The following is a 23,997-nucleotide window of genomic DNA, read 5'->3' as shown; positions in this document are numbered from 1 at the left end:
CGTCGGACGTCGACGCCTGGGCGTCAGACGTCCTCGTGCTGGACCGCGCGACGCGCGTCCGCGCCGAGCACACCCCAGCTGATCAGCTGCTCGGTCAGCACCGAGGGCGACTGGTCGTAGATCACGGCGAGGGTGCGCAGGTCGTCCTGGCGGATCGACAGCACCTTGCCGTTGTAGTCGCCGCGCTGGCTCTGGATGGTCGCCGCGTACCGCTGCAGCGGCCCCGCCTTCTCGGCCGGAACATGGGCCAGGCGCTCCAGGTCCAGCACCAGCTTCGGCGGCGGCTCGGCGGCCCCGCCCGGCGTGGTGCCCGGCAGCAGCTCCTGCACCGGGACGCCGTAGAAGTCGGCCAGCTCGGCGAGGCGCTGCACGGTCACGGCACGGTCGCCGCGCTCGTACGAGCCCACCACCACGGCCTTCCAGCGGCCCTGGGACTTCTCCTCGACACCGTGGAGGGAGAGGCCCTGCTGGGTGCGGATGGCGCGGAGCTTGGCCCCGAGCTGTTTGGCGTATTCGCTGGACATAAAGCTCCCCGGACGAAGACTGGTAACTCACTGTGAGGTTACGCAGCGTAATCTCCATTCGTCAAGCCGAATGAACCACGGGCTCCCCCGTCAGGGGTGATGTCTGGCGCGCCGCCCGAGCCTGCTACTGTGAATGGCGCAATTTAGACGTCCTTTAAAGTCCGTCCCGTGAGGCGGAGAAGGAGGTCCGTTTCGTATGGACGCAATCAGCCCCGACGCTGAGCGGCCCGCGCAGACCGCTCGGACCGCGTCCGCGCGCCCCGTTCTGGAGGGGCCGGACATCGGGCGGGTGCTCACCCGCATCGCCCACGAGATCGTCGAGCGCGCCAAGGGCGCGGACGATGTGGTGCTTCTCGGCATTCCCACGCGCGGCGTCTTCCTCGCCCGCCGACTGGCGGCCAAGCTCGCCGACATCACCGGCCGCGAGATTCCGGTCGGCTCGCTCGACATCACCATGTACCGCGACGACCTGAGGCTGCGCCCGGCCCGTGCGCTGGCCCGCACGGAGATCCCCGCCGAGGGCATCGAGGGTCGCCTGGTCGTGCTCGTCGACGACGTGCTCTTCTCCGGCCGCACCATCCGTGCCGCGCTCGACGCGCTCGGTGACATCGGCCGCCCGCGCGCCGTCCAGCTCGCCGTCCTCGTCGACCGAGGCCACCGCGAGCTCCCGATCCGCGCCGACTACGTCGGCAAGAACCTCCCCACGTCGCTGCGGGAGACGGTCAAGGTGCAGCTCACCGAGGAGGACGGGCGCGACAGCGTGCTCCTCGGCCAGCTTCCCGAGACCTCCCCGGCCGACGGGCAGTAGCGCGCCGGTGCGGCGCCCGGGCGATCCCGGGACGCTGCCCACGCCTGCCCGTCCGCACGCCTGACAAACCGCCTCACATACGGAGCAACCGGATGAAGCGTCACCTCATCTCGGCCGCCGATCTCACCCGCGACGACGCCGTCCTGATCCTCGACACCGCCGAGGAGCTGGCCCGAGTCGCCGACCGGCCGATCAAGAAGCTGCCCACCCTGCGCGGCCGCACCGTCGTCAACCTCTTCTTCGAGGACTCCACCCGCACCCGCATCTCCTTCGAGGCCGCCGCCAAGCGGCTCTCCGCGGACGTCATCAACTTCTCCGCCAAGGGCTCCTCGGTCTCCAAGGGCGAGTCCCTGAAGGACACCGCGCTGACCCTGGAGGCGATGGGCGCCGACGCCGTCGTCATCCGGCACCACGACTCCGGCGCCCCGCACCGGCTCGCCACCTCCGGCTGGATCGGCGGCTCGGTCGTCAACGCCGGCGACGGCACCCACGAGCACCCCACGCAGGCGCTGCTGGACGCCTTCACCATGCGCCGCCACCTGGCCGGCGGCGTCGGCCACGACCTCTCCGGCCGTCGGATCACCATCGTCGGCGACGTGCTGCACAGCCGGGTCGCCCGCTCCAACGTGCACCTGCTGAACACCCTCGGCGCCGAGGTGACCCTGGTCGCCCCGCCCACCCTGGTGCCGGTCGGCGTGCACACCTGGCCCTGCGAGGTCTCCTACGACCTGGACGCGGTGCTGCCCAAGTCCGACGCCGTGATGATGCTGCGCGTCCAGCGCGAGCGCATGAACGCCGCCTTCTTCCCGACCGAGCGCGAGTACGCCCGCCGCTACGGCCTGGACGGCGACCGCATGGCCCGGATGCCGGAGCACGCCATCGTGATGCACCCCGGCCCGATGAACCGCGGCATGGAGATCACGGCCGAGGTCGCCGACTCGCCCCGCTGCACCGCCGTCGAACAGGTCGCCAACGGCGTCTCGATCCGCATGGCCGTGCTCTACCTGCTGCTCGGCGGCGCCGTCCTCGACGGCGAGCCGACCGCCCCCGCCGCCCCCACCGCCCGCACCGAGGAGAACAAGTAACCATGAGCACGATTCTTATCCGCGGTGCGCGGGTCCTCGGCGGCGAACCGCAGGACGTCCTGATCGAGGGCGAGACCATCGCGCGCGTCGGCACCGACCTGGAGGCCGGCGAGGCCACCGTCGTCGACGCCGCGGGCCAGATCCTGCTGCCCGGCCTGGTCGACCTCCACACCCATCTGCGCGAGCCGGGCCGCGAGGACTCCGAGACCGTGCTGACCGGCACCAAGGCCGCCGCGGTCGGCGGCTACACCGCCGTGCACGCGATGGCCAACACCTTCCCGGTCGCCGACACCGCGGGCGTCGTGGAGCAGGTCTGGCGGCTCGGCAGGGAGTCCGGCTACTGCGACGTCCAGCCGGTCGGCGCCGTCACCGTCGGGCTGGAGGGCAAGAAGCTCGCCGAGCTCGGCGCCATGCACGAGTCCGCGGCCGGGGTGCGGGTCTTCTCCGACGACGGCAAGTGCGTCGACGACGCCGTGATCATGCGCCGCGCGCTGGAGTACGTGAAGGCGTTCGACGGCGTGATCGCCCAGCACGCCCAGGAGCCCCGGCTGACCGAGGGCGCCCAGATGAACGAGGGCATCGTCTCCGCGGAGCTCGGGCTGGCCGGCTGGCCCGCCGTCGCCGAGGAGTCGATCATCGCCCGCGATGTGCTGCTCGCCGCCCACGTCGGCTCCCGGGTGCACATCTGCCACCTCTCGACCGCCGGCTCCGTGGAGATCGTGCGCTGGGCCAAGTCCAAGGGCTGGAACGTCACCGCCGAGGTCACCCCGCACCACCTGCTCCTCACCGACGAGCTGGTGCGCTCCTACAACCCGGTCTACAAGGTGAACCCGCCGCTGCGCACCGAGGCCGACGTGCTGGCGCTGCGCGAGGCGCTGGCCGACGGCACCATCGACTGCGTCGCCACCGACCACGCCCCGCACCCGCACGAGGACAAGGACTGCGAGTGGGGCGCGGCCGCCATGGGCATGGTGGGCCTGGAGACCGCGCTCGCCGTCGTCCAGCACACGATGGTCGACACCGGGCTGCTGGACTGGGCCGGGGTGGCCGACCGGATGTCCTTCCGCCCCGCCGTCATCGGCCGACTCGCCGGCCACGGCCGCCCCGTCGCCGCCGGCGAGCCCGCCAACCTCACGCTCGTCGATCCGGCATACCGTGGTGTGGTGAACCCCGCGGGCTTCGCCTCCCGCAGCCGCAACACCCCGTACGAGGGCCGTGAGCTGCCGGGACGGGTGACGCACACCTTCCTGCGGGGCCGGGCGACGGTCGTGAACGGAAAGCTGACGTGACACCTCTCATCCATCTGGCGGCGGCCGACCTGGTGATGGCCGAACAGCGGTCCGAGCAGGTCACCGACTGGGCGGCGCGCATCGGCTGGGTCGTCGGCCTGGTCCTCGTGGTGGCGCTCGCCTACTGGCTGATGCGCGAGGGCTGGAAGTGGCGCGGCACGCTCCAGGGCGACCTGCCCGAGCTGCCCGCCCTCCCCGCCGACCCCGGCGCCCCCACGCTCCGGATGAGCGGCCGCTACCACGGCTCCACCACCGCCGGGCAGTGGCTGGACCGGATCGTCGCCCACGGCCTGGGCACCCGCAGCCGCGCCGAGCTCACCCTGACCGACCAGGGGCTGGCCGTGGTCCGGCCGGGCGCGCGCGACTTCTTCATCCCGACCGGCGCGATCCGCGGCGCCCGGCTCGACAAGGGCATCGCCGGCAAGGTCCTCGCCGAGGGCGGGCTCCTGGTGATCACCTGGGCCCATGGCGAGCGACTGATCGACTCCGGCTTCCGCTCCGACCACGCGGTCGAGCACGCCGACTGGACCGCGGCCCTCGAAGCCCTCAGCACCATGAACGCACAGCAGGAAGGCGCACGATGACGACCTCCACCAGGGGGGCCAAGGCCCCCGCCGTACTCGTCTTGGAGGACGGCCGTACCTTCCGCGGCCGTGCCTACGGGGCCGTGGGGGAGACCTTCGGCGAGGCGGTGTTCTCCACCGGCATGACCGGCTACCAGGAGACGCTCACCGACCCCTCCTACCACCGCCAGGTGGTCGTCATGACCGCCCCGCACGTCGGCAACACCGGCGTCAACGACGAGGACCCCGAGTCCGGGCGGATCTGGGTCTCCGGCTATGTGGTCCGCGACCCCGCCCGCACCCCCTCGAACTGGCGCTCCCGTCGCTCCCTGGACGATGAGCTCGCCGCCCAGGGCGTGGTCGGCATCAGCGGCATCGACACCCGCGCGCTCACCCGCCACCTGCGCGAGCGCGGCGCCATGCGCGTGGGCATCTTCTCCGGCGATGCGATCGCCGCCGACGCCGCGCTGCTGGCCAAGGTCCAGGAGCAGCCCCAGATGAAGGGCGCCAACCTCTCCGCCGAGGTCGCCACCAAGGAGACGTACGTCGTCCCCGCGATCGGCGAGAAGCGCTTCACCGTCGCCGCCGTCGACCTCGGCATCAAGGGGATGACTCCGCACCGCATGGCCGAGCGCGGCATCGAGGTGCACGTGCTGCCCGCCACCGCGACCGCCGAGGACGTCTACGCCGTCACCCCCGACGGCGTCTTCTTCTCCAACGGCCCCGGCGACCCCGCCACCGCCGACCACCCGGTCTCCGTCATGAAGGCGGTGCTGGAGCGCAGGACCCCGCTCTTCGGCATCTGCTTCGGCAACCAGATCCTCGGCCGCGCCCTCGGTTTCGGCACGTACAAGCTGAAGTACGGCCACCGCGGCATCAACCAGCCGGTGCAGGACCGCACCACCGGCAAGGTCGAGGTCACCGCCCACAACCACGGGTTCGCCGTCGACGCCCCGCTCGACAAGGTCTCCGACACCCCCTACGGCCGCGCCGAGGTCTCCCACGTCTGCCTGAACGACAACGTGGTGGAGGGCCTCCAGCTGCTCGACCAGCCGGCCTTCAGCGTCCAGTACCACCCCGAGGCGGCCGCGGGCCCGCACGACGCCGCGTACCTGTTCGACCGCTTCGTATCCCTGATGGAGGCCGAGCGTGCCTAAGCGCACCGATATCCAGTCCGTCCTGGTCATCGGCTCCGGCCCGATCGTCATCGGCCAGGCCGCCGAGTTCGACTACTCCGGCACCCAGGCCTGCCGCGTCCTCAAGGCCGAGGGCCTGCGGGTCATCCTGGTGAACTCCAACCCGGCCACGATCATGACCGACCCGGAGATCGCCGACGCCACCTATGTCGAGCCGATCACCCCGGAGTACGTCGAGAAGATCATCGCCAAGGAGCGCCCCGACGCGCTGCTGCCCACCCTCGGCGGCCAGACCGCGCTCAACACCGCGATCTCCATGCACGAGCAGGGCGTCCTGGAGAAGTACGGCGTCGAGCTCATCGGCGCCAACGTCGAGGCCATCCACAAGGGCGAGGACCGCGACCTCTTCAAGGGCGTCGTCGAGGCCGTCAACGCCAAGATCGGCCATGGCGAGTCCGCCCGGTCCGTGATCTGCCACTCCATGGACGACGTCCTCGCAGGCGTCGAGACGCTCGGCGGCTACCCCGTCGTCGTCCGCCCCTCCTTCACCATGGGTGGCGCCGGCTCCGGCTTCGCCCACGACGAGGACGAGCTGCGCCGCATCGCCGGCCAGGGCCTGACCCTGTCTCCCACCACCGAGGTGCTCCTGGAGGAGTCCATCCTCGGCTGGAAGGAGTACGAGCTGGAGCTGATGCGCGACAAGCACGACAACGTCGTGGTCGTCTGCTCCATCGAGAACTTCGACCCGATGGGCGTCCACACCGGTGACTCGATCACCGTCGCCCCGGCGATGACCCTCACCGACCGCGAGTACCAGCGGCTGCGGGACATCGGTATCGCGATCATCCGCGAGGTCGGCGTCGACACCGGCGGTTGCAACATCCAGTTCGCGGTCAACCCGGACGACGGCCGGATCATCGTCATCGAGATGAACCCGCGGGTCTCCCGCTCCTCGGCGCTCGCCTCCAAGGCGACCGGCTTCCCGATCGCGAAGATCGCGGCCCGCCTCGCCGTCGGCTACACACTGGACGAGATCCCCAACGACATCACGGAGAAGACCCCGGCGTCCTTCGAGCCCACGCTCGACTACGTCGTGGTCAAGGCCCCGCGCTTCGCCTTCGAGAAGTTCCCGCAGGCCGACTCCACCCTTACCACCACCATGAAGTCGGTCGGCGAGGCCATGGCCATCGGCCGCAACTTCACCGAGGCCCTCCAGAAGGCCCTGCGCTCGCTGGAGAAGAAGGGCTCGCAGTTCGCCTTCACCGGCGAGCCCGGCGACAAGACCGAGCTGCTGCGCGAGGCGGTCCGCCCGACCGACGGCCGTATCAACACCGTCATGCAGGCCATCCGCGCAGGGGCCACCCCCCAGGAGGTCTTCGACGCCACGAAGATCGACCCCTGGTTCGTCGACCAGCTCTTCCTCATCAAGGAGATCGCCGACGAGCTGGCCGCCGCCCCGAAGCTCGACCCCGAGCTGCTCGCCGAGGCCAAGCGCCACGGCTTCTCCGACGCCCAGATCGCCGAGATCCGCGGGCTGCGCGAGGACGTCGTCCGCGAGGTCCGGCACGCCCTCGGCGTCCGCCCGGTCTACAAGACGGTCGACACCTGCGCCGCCGAGTTCGCCGCCAAGACCCCGTACTTCTACTCCTCGTACGACGAGGAGAGCGAGGTCGCGCCGCGCACCAAGCCCGCCGTGATCATCCTGGGCTCCGGCCCGAACCGCATCGGCCAGGGCATCGAGTTCGACTACTCCTGCGTCCACGCCTCCTTCGCGCTCAGCGACGCCGGCTATGAGACCGTGATGGTCAACTGCAACCCGGAGACCGTCTCGACGGACTACGACACCTCCGACCGCCTGTACTTCGAGCCGCTGACGCTCGAGGACGTGCTGGAGATCGTCCACGCCGAGACGCTCGCCGGCCCCGTCGCCGGTGTCGTCGTCCAGCTCGGCGGCCAGACCCCCCTGGGTCTGTCCCAGGCGCTCAAGGACAACGGCGTGCCGGTCGTCGGCACCTCGCCGGAGGCCATCCACGCCGCCGAGGACCGCGGCGCCTTCGGCCGCGTGCTCGCCGAGGCCGGGCTCCCCGCGCCGAAGCACGGCACCGCGACCACCTTCGCCGGCGCCAAGGCCATCGCCGACGAGATCGGCTACCCCGTCCTCGTACGCCCCTCGTACGTGCTCGGCGGACGCGGCATGGAGATCGTCTACGACGAGACCCGACTCGCCTCCTACATCGCCGAGTCCACCGAGATCAGCCCCGACCGGCCGGTCCTCGTCGACCGGTTCCTGGACGACGCGATCGAGATCGACGTCGACGCGCTCTACGACGGCACCGAGCTCTACCTCGGCGGCGTCATGGAGCACATCGAGGAGGCCGGTATCCACTCCGGCGACTCCGCCTGCGCGCTGCCCCCGATCACCCTCGGCGGCTTCGACATCAAGCGGCTGCGGGCCTCCACCGAGGCCATCGCGCGCGGCGTCGGGGTGCGCGGACTGATCAACATCCAGTTCGCCATGGCCGGGGACATCCTGTACGTCCTCGAGGCCAACCCGCGCGCCTCCCGCACGGTCCCGTTCACCTCCAAGGCGACCGCCGTGCCGCTGGCCAAGGCCGCGGCCCGGATCTCGCTGGGCGCGACCATCGCCGAACTGCGCGCCGAGGGCCTGCTGCCGGGCGAGGGCGACGGCGGCACGCTCCCGATGGACGCGCCGATCTCCGTCAAGGAGGCCGTGATGCCGTGGTCGCGCTTCCGCGACATCCACGGCCGCGGCGTCGACACCGTCCTCGGCCCGGAGATGCGCTCCACGGGCGAGGTCATGGGCATCGACTCGGTCTTCGGTACCGCGTACGCCAAGTCGCAGGCGGGTGCGTACGGTCCGCTGCCGACCAAGGGCCGTGCGTTCATCTCCGTCGCCAACCGCGACAAGCGCTCGATGATCTTCCCGGCCCGCGAGCTGGTGGCGCACGGCTTCGAGCTGCTCGCCACCTCGGGCACCGCGGAGGTGCTCAAGCGCAACGGCATCAACGCCACCGTGGTGCGCAAGCAGAGCGAGGGCGAGGGGCCGAACGGCGAGAAGACCATCGTCCAGCTGATCCACGACGGCGAGGTCGACCTGATCGTCAACACCCCGTACGGCACCGGCGGCCGGCTGGACGGCTACGAGATCCGCACCGCGGCGGTGGCCCGCGCGGTGCCGTGCCTGACCACCGTGCAGGCGCTGGCGGCGGCCGTGCAGGGTATCGAGGCGCTCAGCCGGGGCGACATCGGCGTCCGGTCGCTCCAGGAGCACGCGGAACACCTGACGGCGGCCCGCGACTAGCGGCCCACGAGGGGGACACCGAACGCGGTGTCCCCCTCGTCGTGAGGACACCTTTCGCCGGACACCCCACAGGACACCACTGCGATGTACAAGTTCTTCTTCAACCTGGTCTTCAAGCGGATGGACCCGGAGGAGGCCCACTACCTGGCCTTCCGCTGGATCCGCCTCGCGGTCCGCGTCCCCGGCCTGCGTACCTTCGTGGCCGCCGTGCTCGCGCCGCGCCACAAGGAACTGCGCACCGAGGCGCTCGGGCTGCGTATGCACGGCCCCTTCGGGCTCGCGGCCGGCTTCGACAAGAACGCCGTCGCCATCGACGGCATGGCGATGCTCGGCTTCGACCACGTCGAGATCGGCACGGTCACCGCGCAGGCGCAGCCCGGCAACCCCAAGAAGCGCCTCTTCCGGTTGGTGCCGGACCGCGCGCTGATCAACCGCATGGGCTTCAACAACGAGGGCTCGGCCGCGGTGGCCGCCCGGCTGGCCGCCCGCAGGCCCGTGTTCAAGACCGCGCTCGGCGTGAACATCGGCAAGACCAAGGTCGTCCCGGAGGCCGAGGCGGTCGCCGACTACGTCACCTCCACCGAGCGGCTCGCCGCCCACGCCGACTACCTGGTCGTGAACGTGAGCTCGCCGAACACCCCGGGCCTGCGCGACCTCCAGGCCGTGGACCACCTGCGGCCGCTGCTGAGCGCGGTGCGCGAGGCCGCCGACCGCACCGTCACCCACCGGCGCGTGCCGCTCCTGGTGAAGATCGCCCCCGACCTCGCCGACGAGGACGTGGACGCCGTCGCCGACCTGGCGGTCGAGCTCGGCCTGGACGGCATCATCGCCACCAACACCACCATCGCCCGGGACGGCCTCGGGCTGACCTCCGACCCCGAGCTGGTCAAGCAGGTCGGCGGGCTCTCCGGCGCGCCCGTCAAGCAGCGCTCCCTGGAGGTCCTGCGCCGCCTGTACGCGCGCGTGGGCGACGAGATCACCCTGGTCGGGGTCGGCGGCATCGAGACCGCGGACGACGCCTGGGAGCGGATCCTGGCCGGCGCCACCCTGATCCAGGGCTACAGCGCCTTCATCTACCAGGGCCCGTTCTGGTGCCGCTCGATCCACAAGGGGCTGGCGGCGCGCCTCGCGGCCAGCCCGTACGCCACCCTCGCCGAGGCGGTCGGCGCCGACAACCGGAAGGTGACCGCATGACCCCGACCCCCCTGGAGCCCTTCGGCGCGCGCCTGCGCCGTGCCATGGACACCCGCGGTCCGCTGTGCGTGGGCATCGACCCACACGCCTCGTTGCTGGCCGACTGGGGGCTCGACGACGACGTCGACGGCCTGGAGCGGTTCGCCGGCACCGTGGTCGAGGCGCTCGCCGAGCGGGTCGCCGTCTTCAAGCCGCAGTCCGCGTTCTTCGAGCGCTTCGGCTCGCGGGGCGTCGCCGTGCTGGAGCGGACGGTGGCCGACGCCCGCGAGGCCGGCGCGCTGGTGCTCATGGACGCCAAGCGCGGCGACATCGGCTCGACGATGGCCGCGTACGCCGCCACGTATCTGGACCCCGCCTCGCCGCTGTTCTCGGACGCGGTGACGGTCAGCCCCTACCTGGGCTTCGGATCGCTGCGCCCGGCGGTGGAGCTGGCGCGCGAGAACGGCTGCGGCCTCTTCGTGCTCGCGCTCACCTCGAACCCCGAGGGCGCGGAGGTGCAGCACGCGGTGCGGCCCGACGGCGCGACGGTGGGCGCGACCATGCTGGACCACCTGCGGGCCGAGAACGCGGACGCGGCTCCGCTCGGCTCCTTCGGCGCGGTGGTCGGCGCGACGCTGGGCGATCTCTCCTCGTACGACCTGGCGATCAACGGGCCGCTGCTGGCCCCGGGCATCGGCGCCCAGGGGGCGACCCCCGCCGATCTGCCCGCGGTCTTCGGCGCCGCGGTCGGCAACGTGGTGCCGAGCGTGAGCCGGGGTGTCCTACGTCACGGCCCAGGTCACGCCGGTTTGGTTGAAGCGGCAACGCGATTCGCCGACGAAGTGCGCGCTGTGGCCGAATAAGCCATCCGTTTTGGTCCGAAAAGTCCTGGTCGATCGAGTCTGACCAGGACTTTTCCTCTGTTCTCGCTGACTGGAGCGGCATCGGCCGCTAGTCTCCGTCGAGAGCGAACGCGCAAGCGCGTTGCGCGTTGCTCCCCAGGTGAGGGGCGACTAGGTTCCTCACCGGTCCGTATCCGACAGTTCGACATCCGAGGTGACGTAGGCGTGGCTCTTCCGCCCCTTACCCCTGAACAGCGCGCAGCCGCGCTCGAAAAGGCCGCCGCGGCTCGCCGGGAGCGCGCCGAGGTCAAGAATCGGCTCAAGCACTCCGGCGCCTCTCTGCACGAGGTCATCAAGCAGGGCCAGGAGAACGATGTCATCGGCAAGATGAAGGTGAGCGCACTGCTCGAATCGCTGCCGGGCGTCGGCAAGGTCCGCGCCAAGCAGATCATGGAGCGACTGGGGATCTCCGAGAGCCGCCGGGTGCGCGGTCTCGGCTCCAACCAGATCGCCTCTCTTGAGCGAGAGTTCGGCTCCACCGGCGCCTGACGTTTCCAGGCACTCCCGGGAACCTGGATAATCGCTGCATGAGTACTACGGTCTCCCGGGGGACGGCCCCCGTCCCCCCGGTCAGACATCCGCGGCTGACCGTGCTCTCCGGCCCCTCCGGGGTCGGTAAGAGCACGGTCGTCGCTCATATGCGCAACGAGCACCCCGAGGTCTGGCTCTCGGTCTCGGCCACCACCCGCAAGCCGCGCCCCGGCGAGCGCCACGGCGTCCAGTACTTCTTCGTGGACGACGGGGAGTTCGACAAGCTGATCGCCAACGGTGAGCTGCTGGAGTGGGCGGAGTTCGCGGGCAACCGCTACGGCACGCCCCGGCAGGCGGTCCTGGACCGCCTGGAGGCGGGCGAGCCGGTGCTGTTGGAGATCGACCTCCAGGGGGCCCGGCAGGTCCGCGAGTCCATGCCGGAGGCGCAGCTGGTCTTCCTCGCCCCGCCGAGCTGGGAGGAGCTGGTCCGCCGGCTCACCGGCCGCGGCACGGAGGCGCCGGAGGTCATCGAGCGGCGGCTGGAGGCCGCGAAGGTCGAGCTCGCCGCGGAGGCGGAGTTCGACAGCACCCTGGTCAACACCTCGGTCAAGGACGTAGCGGCTGAGCTGCTAGCCTTGATGAGCGTTGTTTGAGCTTCACTCGTGTAAGACACCCCATCGGAAGGCAGAGCGTGTCCTCTTCCATCACCGCGCCCGAGGGCATCATCAACCCGCCGATTGATGAGCTGCTTGAGGCCACCGACTCGAAGTACAGCCTGGTGATCTACGCCGCCAAGCGTGCGCGCCAGATCAACGCGTACTACTCGCAGCTCGGCGAGGGCCTGCTGGAGTACGTCGGCCCGCTGGTGGACACCCACGTCCACGAGAAGCCGCTCTCCATCGCGCTGCGCGAGATCAACGCGGGTCTGCTGACCTCCGAGGCCGTCGAGGCCCCGGCGCAGTAGTCGTTCCGCTCACACCACGGGCCCGGCCAGCACCGCTGCCGGGCCCGTGGTGTGTCATGGGAGAGGTACACCTCATGTGTGCACACCACCTGTGCACACCACGTAGTGGGAGTGCGGGGAGCGCGAACCATGGAGAAGGCGGCGGAGAAGGCGGTCATGACGGACAAGCCCAAGGTCGTTCTGGGGGTCAGCGGCGGGATCGCCGCCTACAAGGCGTGTGAGCTGCTGCGTCGGCTCAGCGAGTCGGGGCACGACGTCCGGGTGGTGCCCACGGCCTCGGCGCTGCACTTCGTGGGCGAGGCCACCTGGGCCGCCCTGTCCGGGAACCCCGCCTCGACCGAGGTCTGGGAGACGGTCCACGAGGTGCCGCACGTCCGCATCGGACAGGAGGCCGACCTGGTGGTCGTCGCCCCCGCCACTGCGGACATGCTCGCCAAGGCGGCCCACGGCCTCGCCGACGACCTGCTCACCAACACCCTGCTCACCGCCCGCTGCCCGGTGGTCTTCGCCCCGGCCATGCACACCGAGATGTGGGAGCACCCGGCCACCCAGGAGAACGTCGGCACCCTGCGCCGCCGCGGCGCCGTGGTCATCGAGCCGGCCGTCGGCCGACTCACCGGCGTCGACACCGGCAAGGGGCGCCTCCCCGAGCCCGCCGACATCTTCGAGGTCTGCCGTCGGGTGCTGGCGCGCGGCGCGGAGGGTGTGCGGCCGGATCTCGCCGGCCGCCATGTGGTGGTCAGCGCCGGCGGCACCCGCGAGCCGCTCGACCCGGTGCGGTTCCTGGGGAACCGTTCCTCCGGGAAGCAGGGCTACGCCCTGGCGCGCGCCGCCGTGGCCCGCGGTGCCCGGGTGACGCTGCTCGCCGCCAACACCGAGCTGCCCGACCCCGCCGGGGCCGACGTGGTGCGGGTGGGCACCGCCGTGCAGCTGCGGGAGGCGGCCCTGAAGGCGGCCGCCGACGCGGACGTGGTGGTCATGGCGGCGGCCGTCGCCGACTTCCGCCCGGCCCACTACACCACCGGAAAGATCAAGAAGCGCGACGGCCAGGACCCCGAGCCCGTCGCGCTGGTGCGGAACCCCGACATCCTCGCCGAGCTCTCCGCCGACCGCGCGCGCCCCGGCCAGTTGGTCGTCGGCTTCGCCGCCGAGACCGACGACGTCCTCGCCAACGGCCGCGCCAAGCTCGCCCGCAAGGGCTGTGACCTGCTGGTCGTCAACGAGGTCGGCGAGCGCAAGACCTTCGGTTCGGAGCAGAACGAGGCCGTCGTGCTGGGCGCCGACGGCACCGAGACGCCGGTCCCGTACGGCCCGAAGGAGGCGCTGGCGGACACGGTGTGGGATCTGGTCGCGGAGCGACTGGAGGGCTGAGACCCGACTGGACGGCTGAGCCGGCCGGGACCCCGGCGGCGGAACGGGCGCCGGGGGCGCCGGAGGGAGGAACGGGGTCCCGTACGGCGGAACAGGCATGCGTCAGGTGTGGCGGGTGTGACGGAAGGGACTGTTCCGGCGGAGGCGGAGGTACCGCTCCCGGCCAACCGGTGCAGATGGCACGTTCTTGCCACTCTGCCAAGACCCTTTTCCGTCGGGGAACAGGTATGTTCCCGGTCACGGCACGCCCGTTCTTCGATACCGAATGCCCAACCAGCACAAACGCCGGATAAACTGGCGGAGGAACCGCGACGGGCGCAGCTCCCGGGCGGTTCTGCCAATGATCAGCCAGCAGCCGCTGCAACCCCAGGGAGCGATGTGTCCCGCCGCCTGTTCACCTCGGAATCTGTCACCGAGGGCCACCCTGACAAGATCGCTGACCAGATCAGCGACACGATCCTCGACGCCCTGCTGAAGGACGACCCCACGTCCCGGGTCGCCGTCGAGACCCTGATCACCACCGGCCTGGTGCACGTGGCCGGTGAGGTCACGACCAAGGCGTACGCGCCGATCGCCACGCTCGTGCGGAACAAGATCCTGGAGATCGGCTACGACTCGTCGAAGAAGGGCTTCGACGGCGCTTCCTGCGGGGTGTCGGTCTCGATCGGCGCGCAGTCCCCGGACATCGCCCAGGGTGTCGACACGGCGTACGAGGCCCGCGTCGAGGGTTCCACCGCCGGTGACGAGGGTGACGAGCTGGACCGGCAGGGCGCCGGCGACCAGGGCCTGATGTTCGGCTACGCGTGCGACGAGACGCCCGAGCTGATGCCGCTGCCGATCAACCTGGCGCACCGGCTCTCCCGCCGCCTCACCGAGGTCCGCAAGAACGGGACCATCCCCTACCTGCGCCCCGACGGCAAGACCCAGGTGACCATCGAGTACGACGGCAACAAGGCCGTCCGCCTCGACACCGTCGTCGTCTCCTCGCAGCACGCCTCCGACATCGACCTGGACTCGCTGCTGGCTCCGGACGTCCGGGAGTTCGTCGTCGAGCACGTGCTCAAGGAGCTCGTCGAGGACGGCATCAAGCTGGACACCGACGGCTACCGCCTGCTGGTGAACCCGACCGGTCGCTTCGAGATCGGCGGCCCCATGGGCGACGCGGGCCTCACCGGCCGGAAGATCATCATCGACACCTACGGCGGCATGGCCCGCCACGGCGGCGGTGCCTTCTCCGGCAAGGACCCGTCCAAGGTCGACCGCTCGGCCGCCTACGCCATGCGCTGGGTCGCCAAGAACGTGGTCGCCGCCGGCCTCGCCTCGCGCTGCGAGGTCCAGGTCGCCTACGCCATCGGCAAGGCCGAGCCGGTCGGTCTCTTCGTGGAGACCTTCGGCACCGCCACCGTCGACGCCGAGAAGATCGAGCAGGCGATCGGCGAGGTCTTCGACCTCCGCCCGGCCGCGATCATCCGCGACCTCGACCTGCTGCGCCCGATCTACGCCCAGACCGCCGCCTACGGCCACTTCGGCCGTGAGCTGCCGGACTTCACCTGGGAGCGCACCGACCGCGTGGACGCGCTCCGCGCGGCCGTGGGTCTGTAACCACCAGACAGACGCTGTTCGCCGTACGGCCCCGGACGCCCGTGGAGGGTGCCCGGGGCCGTCACGCATGCCCGGCGGCGTCTCTGTGATCGGGGCACCGCGGTCTCGGGGCACCGCCGTCGGGGACGACGGCAGCCGGGGCACACCCCGTCGGTGCTCGCGTCGCTGTCGGTGGTCTCTGCTAAGACTGAAGCTGTGAGCAGCGAGAACGAGCAGTCCCCGGACCCGGCGGCGGTGCCGCCCGGGGGTGAGCAGCTCGCGCTCATCCGGGAGACGGTGCGGCAGGCGGCCAAGGCACCGAAGGCCAGGCCGCGGACCTGGCGGGGGGCGGCGCTGGCGACCGAGCGACCGGTGGCCCGGGTGCTCGTGGACAAGGGCCCGGTCCACCTGGACAAGCTGTGGGACTACGCGGTCCCGGCGGACCTGGACGCTCAGGCGCAGCCGGGGGTGCGGGTGCGGGTGCGGTTCGGCGCCGGCACCGGGAACGTGCGGCAGGGCCGTCGAGAGGGCGGCGGGCTGCTCGACGGGTACGTCATCGAGCGCGTCGCGGAGTCCGACTACCGCGGCCCCCTGGCCGCGCTCGCCCAGGTGCTGTCCCCGGAGCCGGTCCTCAGCCCGGAGCTGTTCGCGCTCTGCCGGGCGGTCGCCGACCGCTACGCCGGATCGCTGGCGGACGTCCTGCAACTGGCGATACCGCCGCGCAACGGCAAGGCCGAGTCCCAGCCCTCCCCGCCGCCCGCCGCGCCGCCGTCGCGGCCTCCGGTGGGCAGCTGGTCGCGGTACCCGGCCGGTCCGGGCTTCCTGGACGCGCTCGCGCGGGACGGCGCGCCACGGGCCGTGTGGACCGCGCTGCCCGGCCCGCACTGGCCGCACGAGCTCGCCACCGCCATCGCCACGACGCTCGCCTCCGGGCGCGGCGCCTTGGCGGTGCTCCCCGACGGCCGGTCCGCCGCCCGGGTGGACGCCGCCCTGACCGCGCTGCTCGGAGAGGGGCACCACACACTGCTGGTCGCCGACTCCGGGCCGGAGGAGCGCTACCGACGCTGGCTGGCGATCAGCCGCGGGTCGGTGCGGGCCGTCGTGGGCACCCGCGCGGCGATGTTCGCCCCCGTCCGCGACCTCGGGCTGGTCGCCATCTGGGACGACGGCAGCTCCAGCCACAGTGACACCAACGCCCCGCAGCCGCACGCCCGCGACGTGCTGCTGCTGCGCGCGGTCCACGAGCGCGCCGGCTTCCTCGCCGGAGACCTGGGACGCACCGTGGAGGCGGCCCAGCTCGTCGACAACGGGTGGGCGCTGCCCCTGGAGGCCGACCGCGAGCAGGTCCGCGCCGCCGCGCCCCTGATACGCACGGTCTCCGACACCGAACAGGCACGGGACCCGGCCGCCCGCGCCGCCCGGCTTCCCAGCCTCGCCTGGCAGACGGTGCGTGACGGGCTGTCGCGCGGACCGGTGCTCGTCCAGGTGCCGCGCCGCGGGTATGTGCCGCGGCTGGCCTGCGAGCGCTGCCGGGAGCCGGCCCGCTGCGGGCACTGCTCCGGCCCGCTGGAGGCCACCGACGCGGACACCCTGTGCTGCGCCTGGTGCGGGCGCGGCGAGCGGGCCTGGCACTGCCCCGCCTGCGGCGGGACGCGGCTGCGGGCCCGGATCGTCGGCGCCCGGCGCACCGCCGAGGAACTAGGCCGGGCCTTCCCCTCGGTCCCGGTGCGCACCTCCGGGCGCGACCATGTGCTGGAAACCGTCCCCGGGCAGCCGGCCCTGGTGGTCAGCACGCCTGGCGCCGAGCCCGTCGCGGAGGGCGGCTACGCGGCGGCCCTGCTGCTCGACGGCTGGGCCCTGCTCGGCCGCCCTGACCTGCGCGCCGGAGAGGACAGCCTGCACCGCTGGCTGACCGCCGCCGCGCTGGTCCGACCCCAACGCGAGGACGGCACCGTCGTCGTCATAGCGGAGCCCACGCTGCGCCCCGTCCAGGCGCTGGTCCGCTGGGACCCCGCCGGCCACGCCGCGCGCGAGCTGGCCGAACGCGCCCAGCTCGGCTTTCCACCGGTCTCCCGGATGGCCTCCGTCTCCGGCCCGCCGGAGGCCGTCGCCGATCTCCTGGAGAGCCTCCGTCTTCCCGAGGGCGCCGAGGTGCTCGGTCCGGTGCCGGTGCCGGGGGGCGACTTCGGCGGTCCCCGCCGCCCGGGCGCGCCGCCGCCCGGCGAGAGCTGGGAGCGGGCCCTGTTGCGGGTGCGTCCGGGAAGCGGGGCGGCCTTGGCTGCCGCGCTCAAGGCCGCGCATGCGGCGCGCTTGGTGCGGCGGGAGGGGCCGCCGGTGCGGGTGCGAATCGATCCGCCGGACATCGGCTGACGTGGGCGCCGACGCCGCCTGGGAACGCCGGCAGGCGCACCGAGCGCCGGCGGGGGTGCCGAGCGGTCTTCCTGAGGGTGCCGAGGTGCTCGGTCGGGTGCCGGTGCCGGGGTGACTTCGGCGTCCCCGCCGCCCGGGCGCGCCGCCGCCCGGCGAGAGCTGGGAGCGGGCCCTGTTGCGGGTGCGTCCGGGAAGCGGGGCGGCCTTGGCTGCCGCGCTCAAGGCCGCGCATGCGGCGCGCTTGGTGCGGCGGGAGGGGCCGCCGGTGCGGGTGCGGATCGATCCGCCGGACATCGGCTGACGTGGGCGCCGACGCCGCCTGGGTATGTCGGCAGGCGCGCCGAGCGCCGGCGGGGGTGCCGAGCGGCCGCGGCCGCGGGCGCCGTGGAGGAAGCGGTCACGGGCGGCGCGGGGAGCAGGGCCCAGAGCGTCGGCGAGGTGTCACCGGGCAGGCGCGCGCGGGGCACAGGCCGGTGGTGGGGGCAGCGGCGTGGTCGTGGCGAGGGCGTGGCCGAGGCGGGCTGCCGCGATGGCCGGGGCACTCGGGGGATGTCGTGGAGCACGCGCTCGTGAGGGCGCTGCCGGGGCGGTCCGCCGCGATGACGGAGGACACTCGGGGGATGCCGTGAGTCCGCGCCCGCGAGACCCCGGTCAGACCTCGGCCCTGTCGGCGCGGCCGTGGCGAGGGCGCCGGGGAGCACGCACCGCCGAGGGCGCGGGGACGCCGAGGGCGGTGGCTCGGAATCGGCCAGACCGGCGCCGTGGGGCGGCGGAGCCGGCATCGGAGAGGGACCTCGGGCGGGGAGGGACCCTCGGGCCGGGGAGGGACGTCGGGCGGGGGACGGGGACGGACGCCGCCCCCGTCCGCCAGCCGTCGAGGCGGGCACACGGGGGCGATGGGGATCAGCCGTTGCGCGGGCCCGGGAGGGCACCGTGGCGGGCCTCCTCGCGCAGCGCCGCGACGGCGGCCTGCCCCGACATCGGGACCGAGCGGGCGGCGGGCACCGAGGGAACGGTGGCAGCCACGGCGGGGACGCACGGCGGCTCCGCCGTCGCGGTGACGGTGCGCGCCGACGCCTCGCCCACCGGGTCGGCGACCGTCTGCGCGGCGGTCCGGCGGGCGCCGTAGCGGCGGTGCACCGCCTGCTTGGTCACCCCGAGCGCCGAGCCCACCGCGTCCCACGAGAAGCCGAGCGAGCGGTCGAAGTCGACCGCGGCCGTGACGAGCGTTTCGACGCTGTCCCGCAGCTCCTGGGCGAGGCGCACCGTGGGAGCGGGGGCGCGCCCGTACACGACGAAGCCCGCGGACGGGCCGGTGCGCCGTGGGCGGTAGACGTTGCCGAGCTGCGCGGTGAGCGTGCGCAGCGCGTCCACCTGGCGGCGGACCCGCTCGATGTCCCGGACCAGCAGGTGCAGGCTGGCCCGTGCCTGGGCGTCGTGGGTTGCATGGTCGGCCATGAACAAGCCTCTCGAACCGGCGTTGGAAGGGGGACGGAAGTGGAAGGAAAACGATCGGGCCGCGGTGGCGGCCCGATACGGTCAACCTCGCTTGACCAACGCCGCACCCACCGTCTTGGTCACGGTCCGGGGCGTGCGCGGGGGCTCGCGTACGCCCCCTGCCAGCCGGTCGCCCGCCCCCGTGAGCCGGCGGGGCCGCACCGTCCGCGACCGGCCGTTCCCGGTCGGTGACCCCCGGCCCCGGCCCCCTGGGGTGGCGGCGCCATAGACTGATGCGTCGTTCCGCTGCGTGTGAGAGGTAGTTCGCCACCCATGAGGCTCGTCTTCGCCGGCACCCCCGAGGTCGCCGTACCCGCCCTGGACGCTCTGCTCGCCTCGGACCGGCACGAGGTCGTGGCCGTCGTCACCCGGCCCGACGCGCCCGCCGGGCGCGGACGGCGGCTGGTCGCCAGCCCGGTCGCGCAGCGCGCGGAGGAGGCGGGGATCGAGGTCCTGAAGCCCGCCAAGCCGCGCGACGAGGAGTTCCTGGCCCGGCTGCGCGAGATCGGCCCGGACTGCTGTCCGGTGGTGGCGTACGGGGCGCTGCTGCCCAAGGTGGCGCTGGACATCCCGGCCCGCGGCTGGGTCAACCTGCACTTCTCGCTGCTGCCCGCTTGGCGCGGTGCCGCGCCGGTGCAGCACGCGGTGCTCGCCGGCGACGAGGTGACCGGCGCCTCCACCTTCCTCATCGAGGAGGGGCTGGACTCGGGCCCCGTCTTCGGTGTGCTGACCGAGCGGGTACGCCCCACCGACACCAGCGGCGACCTGCTGACCCGGCTGGCGTTCGCCGGCGCCGGGCTGCTGGCCGCGACCATGGACGGCATCGAGGACGGCACCCTGAACGCGGTGCCGCAGCCCGCCGACGGCGTCTCGCTCGCGCCGAAGCTCAGCGTGGAGGACGCCCGGCTCGACTGGACGACGCCCGCACTGCGGGTCGACCGCGTCGTGCGCGGCTGCGCCCCGGCTCCCGGTGCCTGGACCGTCTTCCGCGGCGAGCGGCTCAAGGTCATGTCCGTGGCCCTGCTGCCCGACCGCACCGACCTGGCCCCGGGCGAGCTCGCCGTCACCAAGAACGCCGTGTACGCCGGCACCGGCAGCCACGCCGTCGAGCTGCTCTGGGTGCAGCCCCAGGGCAAGAAGCCGATGAAGGCCGCCGACTGGGCGCGCGGGGTGCGCATCGCGGGCGGGGAGCACCTGGGGGCGTAGGCCCGGCGCGGTTCCCCGCCGTGCGTGCGGAACCGACACCGTTCGTCCGTATGCCGCCGCACGCGGGGGACCCAGGACGCGTGCGGCCCGACGCGCTCGCGGCCCGGCGGCACCGTGCGTCCCGGGCGGGCACGAGCCCGGGGCACCGGCGGCCCCCCCCGGCCCCCGGCCCCGGCCCCGCGTGGGAAGGGTTCCGCCGGGCCGACTCGCCGCGCCCGCCCGACGTAGGGTGGGGCGGTACGTCGATATCGATCCGGAGCACCTTTCGTGACTGATCAGCCGCGCCGTCACCGGCCCGCCAAGACCTACCGTCGTCCCCAGAAGGACCCCGTGCGGATCCTCGCCTTCGAGGCGCTGCGGGCCGTCGACGAGCGGGACGCGTACGCCAACCTGGTGCTGCCGCCGCTGCTGCGGAAGGCGCGCGAGGGCGGCGACTTCGACGGGCGGGACGCCGCACTCGCCACCGAGCTGGTCTACGGGACGCTCCGCTGGCAGGGCACCTACGACGCGATCATCGCGGAGTGCGTGGACCGGCCGCTGCGGGAGGTCGACCCGCCGGTGCTGGACGTGCTCAGCCTGGGCGCGCACCAGCTGCTCGGTACCCGTATCCCGCCGCACGCCGCCGTGTCGGCGAGCGTGGAGCTGGCGCGCGTGGTACTCGGCGACGGGCGGGCGAAGTTCGTCAACGCCGTGCTGCGCCGGATCGCCGCCGACGACCTGGACGGCTGGCTGGCGCGGGTCGCGCCCCCGTACGACGAGGACCCCGAGGAGCACCTGGCGGTCGTGCACGCGCACCCGCGCTGGGTCGTCTCCGCGCTGTGGGACGCCCTCGGCGGCGGGCGCGCCGGGATCGAGGACCTGCTGGCCGCCGACAACGAGCGGCCCGAGGTGACCCTGGTCGCCCGGCCGGGCCGGGCCGAGAGGGCCGAGTTGCTGGACGCGCTGGGCAGCGAGGGCGGGGTGCCGGGGCGCTGGTCGCCGTATGCCGTGCGGCTGGCCGAGGGCGGCGAGCCGGGAGCGCTGGACGCGGTCCGCGAGGGGCACGCCGGCGTTCAGGACGAGGGCAGCCAGCTGGTGGCGATCGCGCTGGCCAACGCCCCACTGGAGGGCTCCGACGCCCGCTGGCTGGACGGCTGTGCCGGACCCGGCGGCAAGGCGGCGCTGCTGGCCGCGCTGGCCGCGCAGCGCGGGGCCATGCTGCTGGCGTCGGAGAGGCAGCAGCACCGCGCCCGACTGGTCGAGCGGGCGCTGCACGGCAACCCGGGCCCGTACCAGGTGATCACCGCCGACGGAACGCGGCCCGCCTGGCGCCCCGGCACCTTCGACCGGGTGCTGGTGGACGTGCCGTGCAGCGGTCTGGGCGCGCTGCGGCGGCGGCCGGAGGCGCGCTGGCGACGGCGCCCGGAGGACCTGGAGGGCTTCGCGCCGCTCCAGCGCGGTCTGCTGCGCGAGGCGCTGAACGCGGTGCGGGTCGGCGGCGTGGTGGGGTACGCGACCTGCTCGCCGCACCTCGCCGAGACCCGGGCCGTCGTCGACGACGTGCTCAAGGGGCGTGGCGCGGCCGCCGCCTCCGCCGAGTGGATCGACGCCCGGCCGCTGATGCCCGGCGTCCTGGCCCTCGGCGACGGGCCGGACGTCCAGCTCTGGCCCCACCTGCACGGCACCGACGCGATGTACCTGGCCCTGCTGCGGCGCACCGCCTGACGGCGCCCGCCACCGGCTCCGAGAGCTCCGCGCCACGGCCCGACGACCGTTCCCGGGACGGCCGTCGGGCCGCCGGCGCAGGTGAGACCGGTCCCGGCGGTACGCCCGGGCGGCGGGCGTGGCAGGCTTGGCGCCATGGCCGTACAGATCAATCCCAGCATCCTCTCCGCCGACTTCGCCCGCCTGGCGGACGAGGCCAAGGCCGTCGAAGGCGCAGACTGGCTGCACGTCGACGTGATGGACAACCATTTCGTCCCGAATCTGACGCTCGGCGTGCCGGTGGTGGAGTCGCTCAGCCGGGCGACCGACACCCCGCTCGACTGCCACCTCATGATCGAGGACCCGGACCGCTGGGCCCCGCAGTACGTCGAGGCGGGCGCGGGCTCGGTCACCTTCCACGTGGAGGCGGCCGCCGCCCCGGTACGGCTGGCGCGGGAGATCCGGGCCAAGGGGGCGCGGGCGTCGATGGCGCTCAAGCCGGCCACCCCCATAGAACCGTTCGAGGATCTGCTGCCCGAGCTCGACATGGTGCTGATCATGACCGTCGAGCCCGGCTTCGGCGGCCAGGCGTTCCTCGACATCATGCTGCCGAAAATCCGGCGTACCCGGGAGCTCATCGCCAAGCACGGCCTCGAGATGTGGCTACAAGTGGACGGTGGGGTTTCCGCCGCCACCATCGAGCGGTGTGCTGAGGCTGGGGCGGACGTCTTCGTCGCCGGCTCCGCCGTGTACGGCGCCCAGGATCCGGCCGAGGCCGTGCGGAACCTGCGCGCGCAGGCGCAGGGCGCGACCGCCTCCGCGTCCTGGGCATGCGGCCATTGAGCCACCGCTTGGTGAACTCCCGGCTCAAGGACAATTCAAAGACCGCCGTTTCTGACAGGATGACGGTGAGTCCAGAACGTGAACAGTGAGGAGACCGCGGTGTCGACGGGCGGCCGTTCAGCCACGCGGATGGGACCCGCCGAACTGGTGCAGGCGGCGGCCATGGCGCGCCGCTTCTACCTTGAGGGCAAGTCCAAGATCCAGATCGCCGAGGAGTTCGGCGTCAGCCGCTTCAAGGTCGCGCGGGTGCTGGAGACGGCGTTGGAGCGCGACCTGGTGCGCATCGAGATCCGCGTTCCGGCGGAGCTGGACGCGGAGCGCTCCGACGCGCTGCGGGCCCGTTACGGGCTGCGGCACGCCGTCGTCGTGGAGTCACCGGCCGACGCCGAGGACGACGCCCCGGACCCGGAGAACCTGGGCGAGGTCGCCGCGGACCTGCTGGGCGAGCTGGTCACCGAGGGGGACGTGCTGGGCCTGGCCTGGGGCCGGTCCACCATCCACATGGCGGCCGCCCTGCACCGGCTGCCGCCGTGCACCGTCGTGCAGCTCACCGGCGTGTACGACGCGGGCACCGCGGAGCGCGGCTCGGTGGAGGCGGTGCGCCGCGCCGCCGCCGTCTCGGGCGGCGAGGCACACCCGATCTACGCGCCGATGCTGCTGCCCGACCCGGCCACCGCGGCGGCGCTGCGCGGGCAGACCGGCATCGCCCGCGCCTTCGAGTACTTCGACAAGGTCACGGTGGCCGCCGTCTCCATCGGCTCCTGGGAGGCGGGCATCTCGACCGTCTACGACATGCTCTCGGAGGAGGAGCGGGCGCACTACGCCTCCCTCGGCGCCGCGGCCGAGATGTCCGCCCACCTCTTCGACGCGGACGGCCGCCGCATCGGCCGTGACCTGGGCGAACGATGCATCACGGTGGAGGCGGACCGGCTGCGCCGGATCCCGGAGGTCGTCGCCATCGCCGGTGGGCGCCGCAAGGCGGCGGCGATCGGCGCGGTGCTCCGCTCCGGGCTGGTGACCAGCCTGGTGACGGACACCGCCGCCGCCGACCACCTGCTGCTGGAGACCGGCCCCGGCCCGCGCCCCGCCCTGGACCGCGCGGACCCGGACGGCGCGTAGGGCGCGGACCCGGACGGGGCACAAGGCTCGAAGAGACGATTCGGGGCGCGGTGGGATCTCCTGCCGCGCCCCGGCCTCGTCCGCCGTCCC

General features: G+C 73.0%; 20 protein-coding genes and 1 pseudogene. 19 read left to right on the top strand and 2 right to left on the bottom strand.

Annotation, left to right across the window (positions count from 1 at the left end):
• Window positions 1–23 precede the first annotated feature (23 nt).
• Window positions 24–524, bottom strand: coding sequence for a transcriptional regulator BldD (gene bldD, locus LRS74_RS05430; protein ID WP_135337455.1), 501 nt, complete (start codon window positions 522–524; stop codon window positions 24–26).
• Between the two features lie 196 nt (window positions 525–720).
• On the opposite strand from bldD, the gene pyrR reads away from it, so the two are divergent.
• The 15 genes and pseudogenes from pyrR to LRS74_RS05355 all read left to right on the top strand — a co-directional run.
• A complete protein-coding gene (gene pyrR, locus LRS74_RS05425) occupies window positions 721–1,332 on the top strand; it encodes a bifunctional pyr operon transcriptional regulator/uracil phosphoribosyltransferase PyrR (protein WP_277739908.1) in 612 nt (203 codons plus the stop codon).
• 92 nt (window positions 1,333–1,424) lie between these two features.
• Window positions 1,425–2,417: an aspartate carbamoyltransferase catalytic subunit gene (locus LRS74_RS05420; RefSeq protein WP_277739907.1), complete on the top strand. Its 993-nt coding sequence runs from the start codon at window positions 1,425–1,427 to the stop codon at window positions 2,415–2,417.
• Window positions 2,418–2,419: 2 nt separating this feature from the next.
• Entirely contained in the window at window positions 2,420–3,706 is a 1,287-nt protein-coding gene (locus tag LRS74_RS05415; RefSeq protein WP_277739906.1) for a dihydroorotase, read from the top strand.
• The gene (locus LRS74_RS05410) at window positions 3,703–4,290 is read left to right on the top strand and encodes a hypothetical protein (RefSeq protein ID WP_277739905.1); all 588 of its coding nucleotides are present in this window, start codon (window positions 3,703–3,705) and stop codon (window positions 4,288–4,290) included. Before LRS74_RS05415 ends, LRS74_RS05410 begins: the two co-directional genes overlap by 4 nt.
• Window positions 4,287–5,426, top strand: coding sequence for a glutamine-hydrolyzing carbamoyl-phosphate synthase small subunit (gene carA / locus LRS74_RS05405; protein ID WP_277739904.1), 1,140 nt, complete (start codon window positions 4,287–4,289; stop codon window positions 5,424–5,426). The genes LRS74_RS05410 and carA overlap by 4 nt, the downstream gene beginning before the upstream one ends.
• The gene (gene carB / locus LRS74_RS05400; RefSeq protein ID WP_277739903.1) at window positions 5,419–8,727 is read left to right on the top strand and encodes a carbamoyl-phosphate synthase large subunit; all 3,309 of its coding nucleotides are present in this window, start codon (window positions 5,419–5,421) and stop codon (window positions 8,725–8,727) included. The genes carA and carB overlap by 8 nt, the downstream gene beginning before the upstream one ends.
• An 84-nt stretch (window positions 8,728–8,811) precedes the next feature.
• Window positions 8,812–9,921: a quinone-dependent dihydroorotate dehydrogenase gene (locus LRS74_RS05395; RefSeq protein ID WP_277739902.1), complete on the top strand. Its 1,110-nt coding sequence runs from the start codon at window positions 8,812–8,814 to the stop codon at window positions 9,919–9,921.
• A complete protein-coding gene (gene pyrF / locus LRS74_RS05390; protein ID WP_277739901.1) occupies window positions 9,918–10,763 on the top strand; it encodes an orotidine-5'-phosphate decarboxylase in 846 nt (281 codons plus the stop codon). The genes LRS74_RS05395 and pyrF overlap by 4 nt, the downstream gene beginning before the upstream one ends.
• A gap of 204 nt (window positions 10,764–10,967) precedes the next feature.
• Window positions 10,968–11,291, top strand: a complete 324-nt coding sequence (locus LRS74_RS05385; RefSeq protein WP_026246651.1) for an integration host factor — start codon at window positions 10,968–10,970, stop codon at window positions 11,289–11,291.
• Window positions 11,292–11,329: 38 nt separating this feature from the next.
• Window positions 11,330–11,926 carry a guanylate kinase gene (gene gmk, locus LRS74_RS05380; protein ID WP_277739900.1) on the top strand — a complete coding sequence of 199 codons (597 nt, stop codon included), beginning with the start codon at window positions 11,330–11,332 and terminating at the stop codon, window positions 11,924–11,926.
• Window positions 11,927–11,964: 38 nt separating this feature from the next.
• Complete coding sequence (gene rpoZ / locus LRS74_RS05375; RefSeq protein ID WP_030360466.1) at window positions 11,965–12,237, top strand: DNA-directed RNA polymerase subunit omega; 273 nt, start codon at window positions 11,965–11,967, stop codon at window positions 12,235–12,237.
• A gap of 129 nt (window positions 12,238–12,366) precedes the next feature.
• The gene (gene coaBC, locus LRS74_RS05370) at window positions 12,367–13,608 is read left to right on the top strand and encodes a bifunctional phosphopantothenoylcysteine decarboxylase/phosphopantothenate--cysteine ligase CoaBC (protein ID WP_277739899.1); all 1,242 of its coding nucleotides are present in this window, start codon (window positions 12,367–12,369) and stop codon (window positions 13,606–13,608) included.
• 378 nt (window positions 13,609–13,986) lie between these two features.
• The gene (metK, locus tag LRS74_RS05365) at window positions 13,987–15,210 is read left to right on the top strand and encodes a methionine adenosyltransferase (RefSeq protein WP_277739898.1); all 1,224 of its coding nucleotides are present in this window, start codon (window positions 13,987–13,989) and stop codon (window positions 15,208–15,210) included.
• A gap of 195 nt (window positions 15,211–15,405) precedes the next feature.
• Window positions 15,406–17,559 (top strand): primosomal protein N', encoded by a 2,154-nt coding sequence (locus LRS74_RS05360; protein WP_277739897.1) that lies wholly within the window; start codon window positions 15,406–15,408, stop codon window positions 17,557–17,559.
• Between the two features lie 61 nt (window positions 17,560–17,620).
• A pseudogene (locus LRS74_RS05355) lies at window positions 17,621–17,860 on the top strand (primosome assembly protein PriA); the annotation flags it as partial.
• Window positions 17,861–18,462: 602 nt separating this feature from the next.
• Here the strand turns inward: LRS74_RS05355 and LRS74_RS05350 are convergent.
• Window positions 18,463–19,017: a hypothetical protein gene (locus tag LRS74_RS05350; RefSeq protein WP_277739896.1), complete on the bottom strand. Its 555-nt coding sequence runs from the start codon at window positions 19,015–19,017 to the stop codon at window positions 18,463–18,465.
• A 312-nt stretch (window positions 19,018–19,329) separates the two neighbouring features.
• Here LRS74_RS05350 and fmt point away from each other — a divergent pair, with 312 nt between their 5' ends.
• From fmt to LRS74_RS05330, 4 genes are all read left to right on the top strand, one after another.
• A complete protein-coding gene (gene fmt / locus LRS74_RS05345) occupies window positions 19,330–20,262 on the top strand; it encodes a methionyl-tRNA formyltransferase (RefSeq protein ID WP_277739895.1) in 933 nt (310 codons plus the stop codon).
• A gap of 267 nt (window positions 20,263–20,529) precedes the next feature.
• A complete protein-coding gene (locus LRS74_RS05340; protein WP_277739894.1) occupies window positions 20,530–21,966 on the top strand; it encodes a transcription antitermination factor NusB in 1,437 nt (478 codons plus the stop codon).
• 135 nt (window positions 21,967–22,101) lie between these two features.
• Window positions 22,102–22,788, top strand: a complete 687-nt coding sequence (rpe, locus tag LRS74_RS05335; protein WP_277739893.1) for a ribulose-phosphate 3-epimerase — start codon at window positions 22,102–22,104, stop codon at window positions 22,786–22,788.
• 129 nt (window positions 22,789–22,917) lie between these two features.
• Window positions 22,918–23,907 (top strand): sugar-binding domain-containing protein, encoded by a 990-nt coding sequence (locus LRS74_RS05330; protein ID WP_277744611.1) that lies wholly within the window; start codon window positions 22,918–22,920, stop codon window positions 23,905–23,907.
• Window positions 23,908–23,997 lie beyond the last annotated feature (90 nt).

Source organism: Streptomyces sp. LX-29, from assembly GCF_029541745.1.
GTDB lineage: Bacteria > Actinomycetota > Actinomycetes > Streptomycetales > Streptomycetaceae > Streptomyces.
Note: the sequence above shows the minus strand (reverse complement) of the source record. Positions and strands in the feature narration are given on the sequence as shown.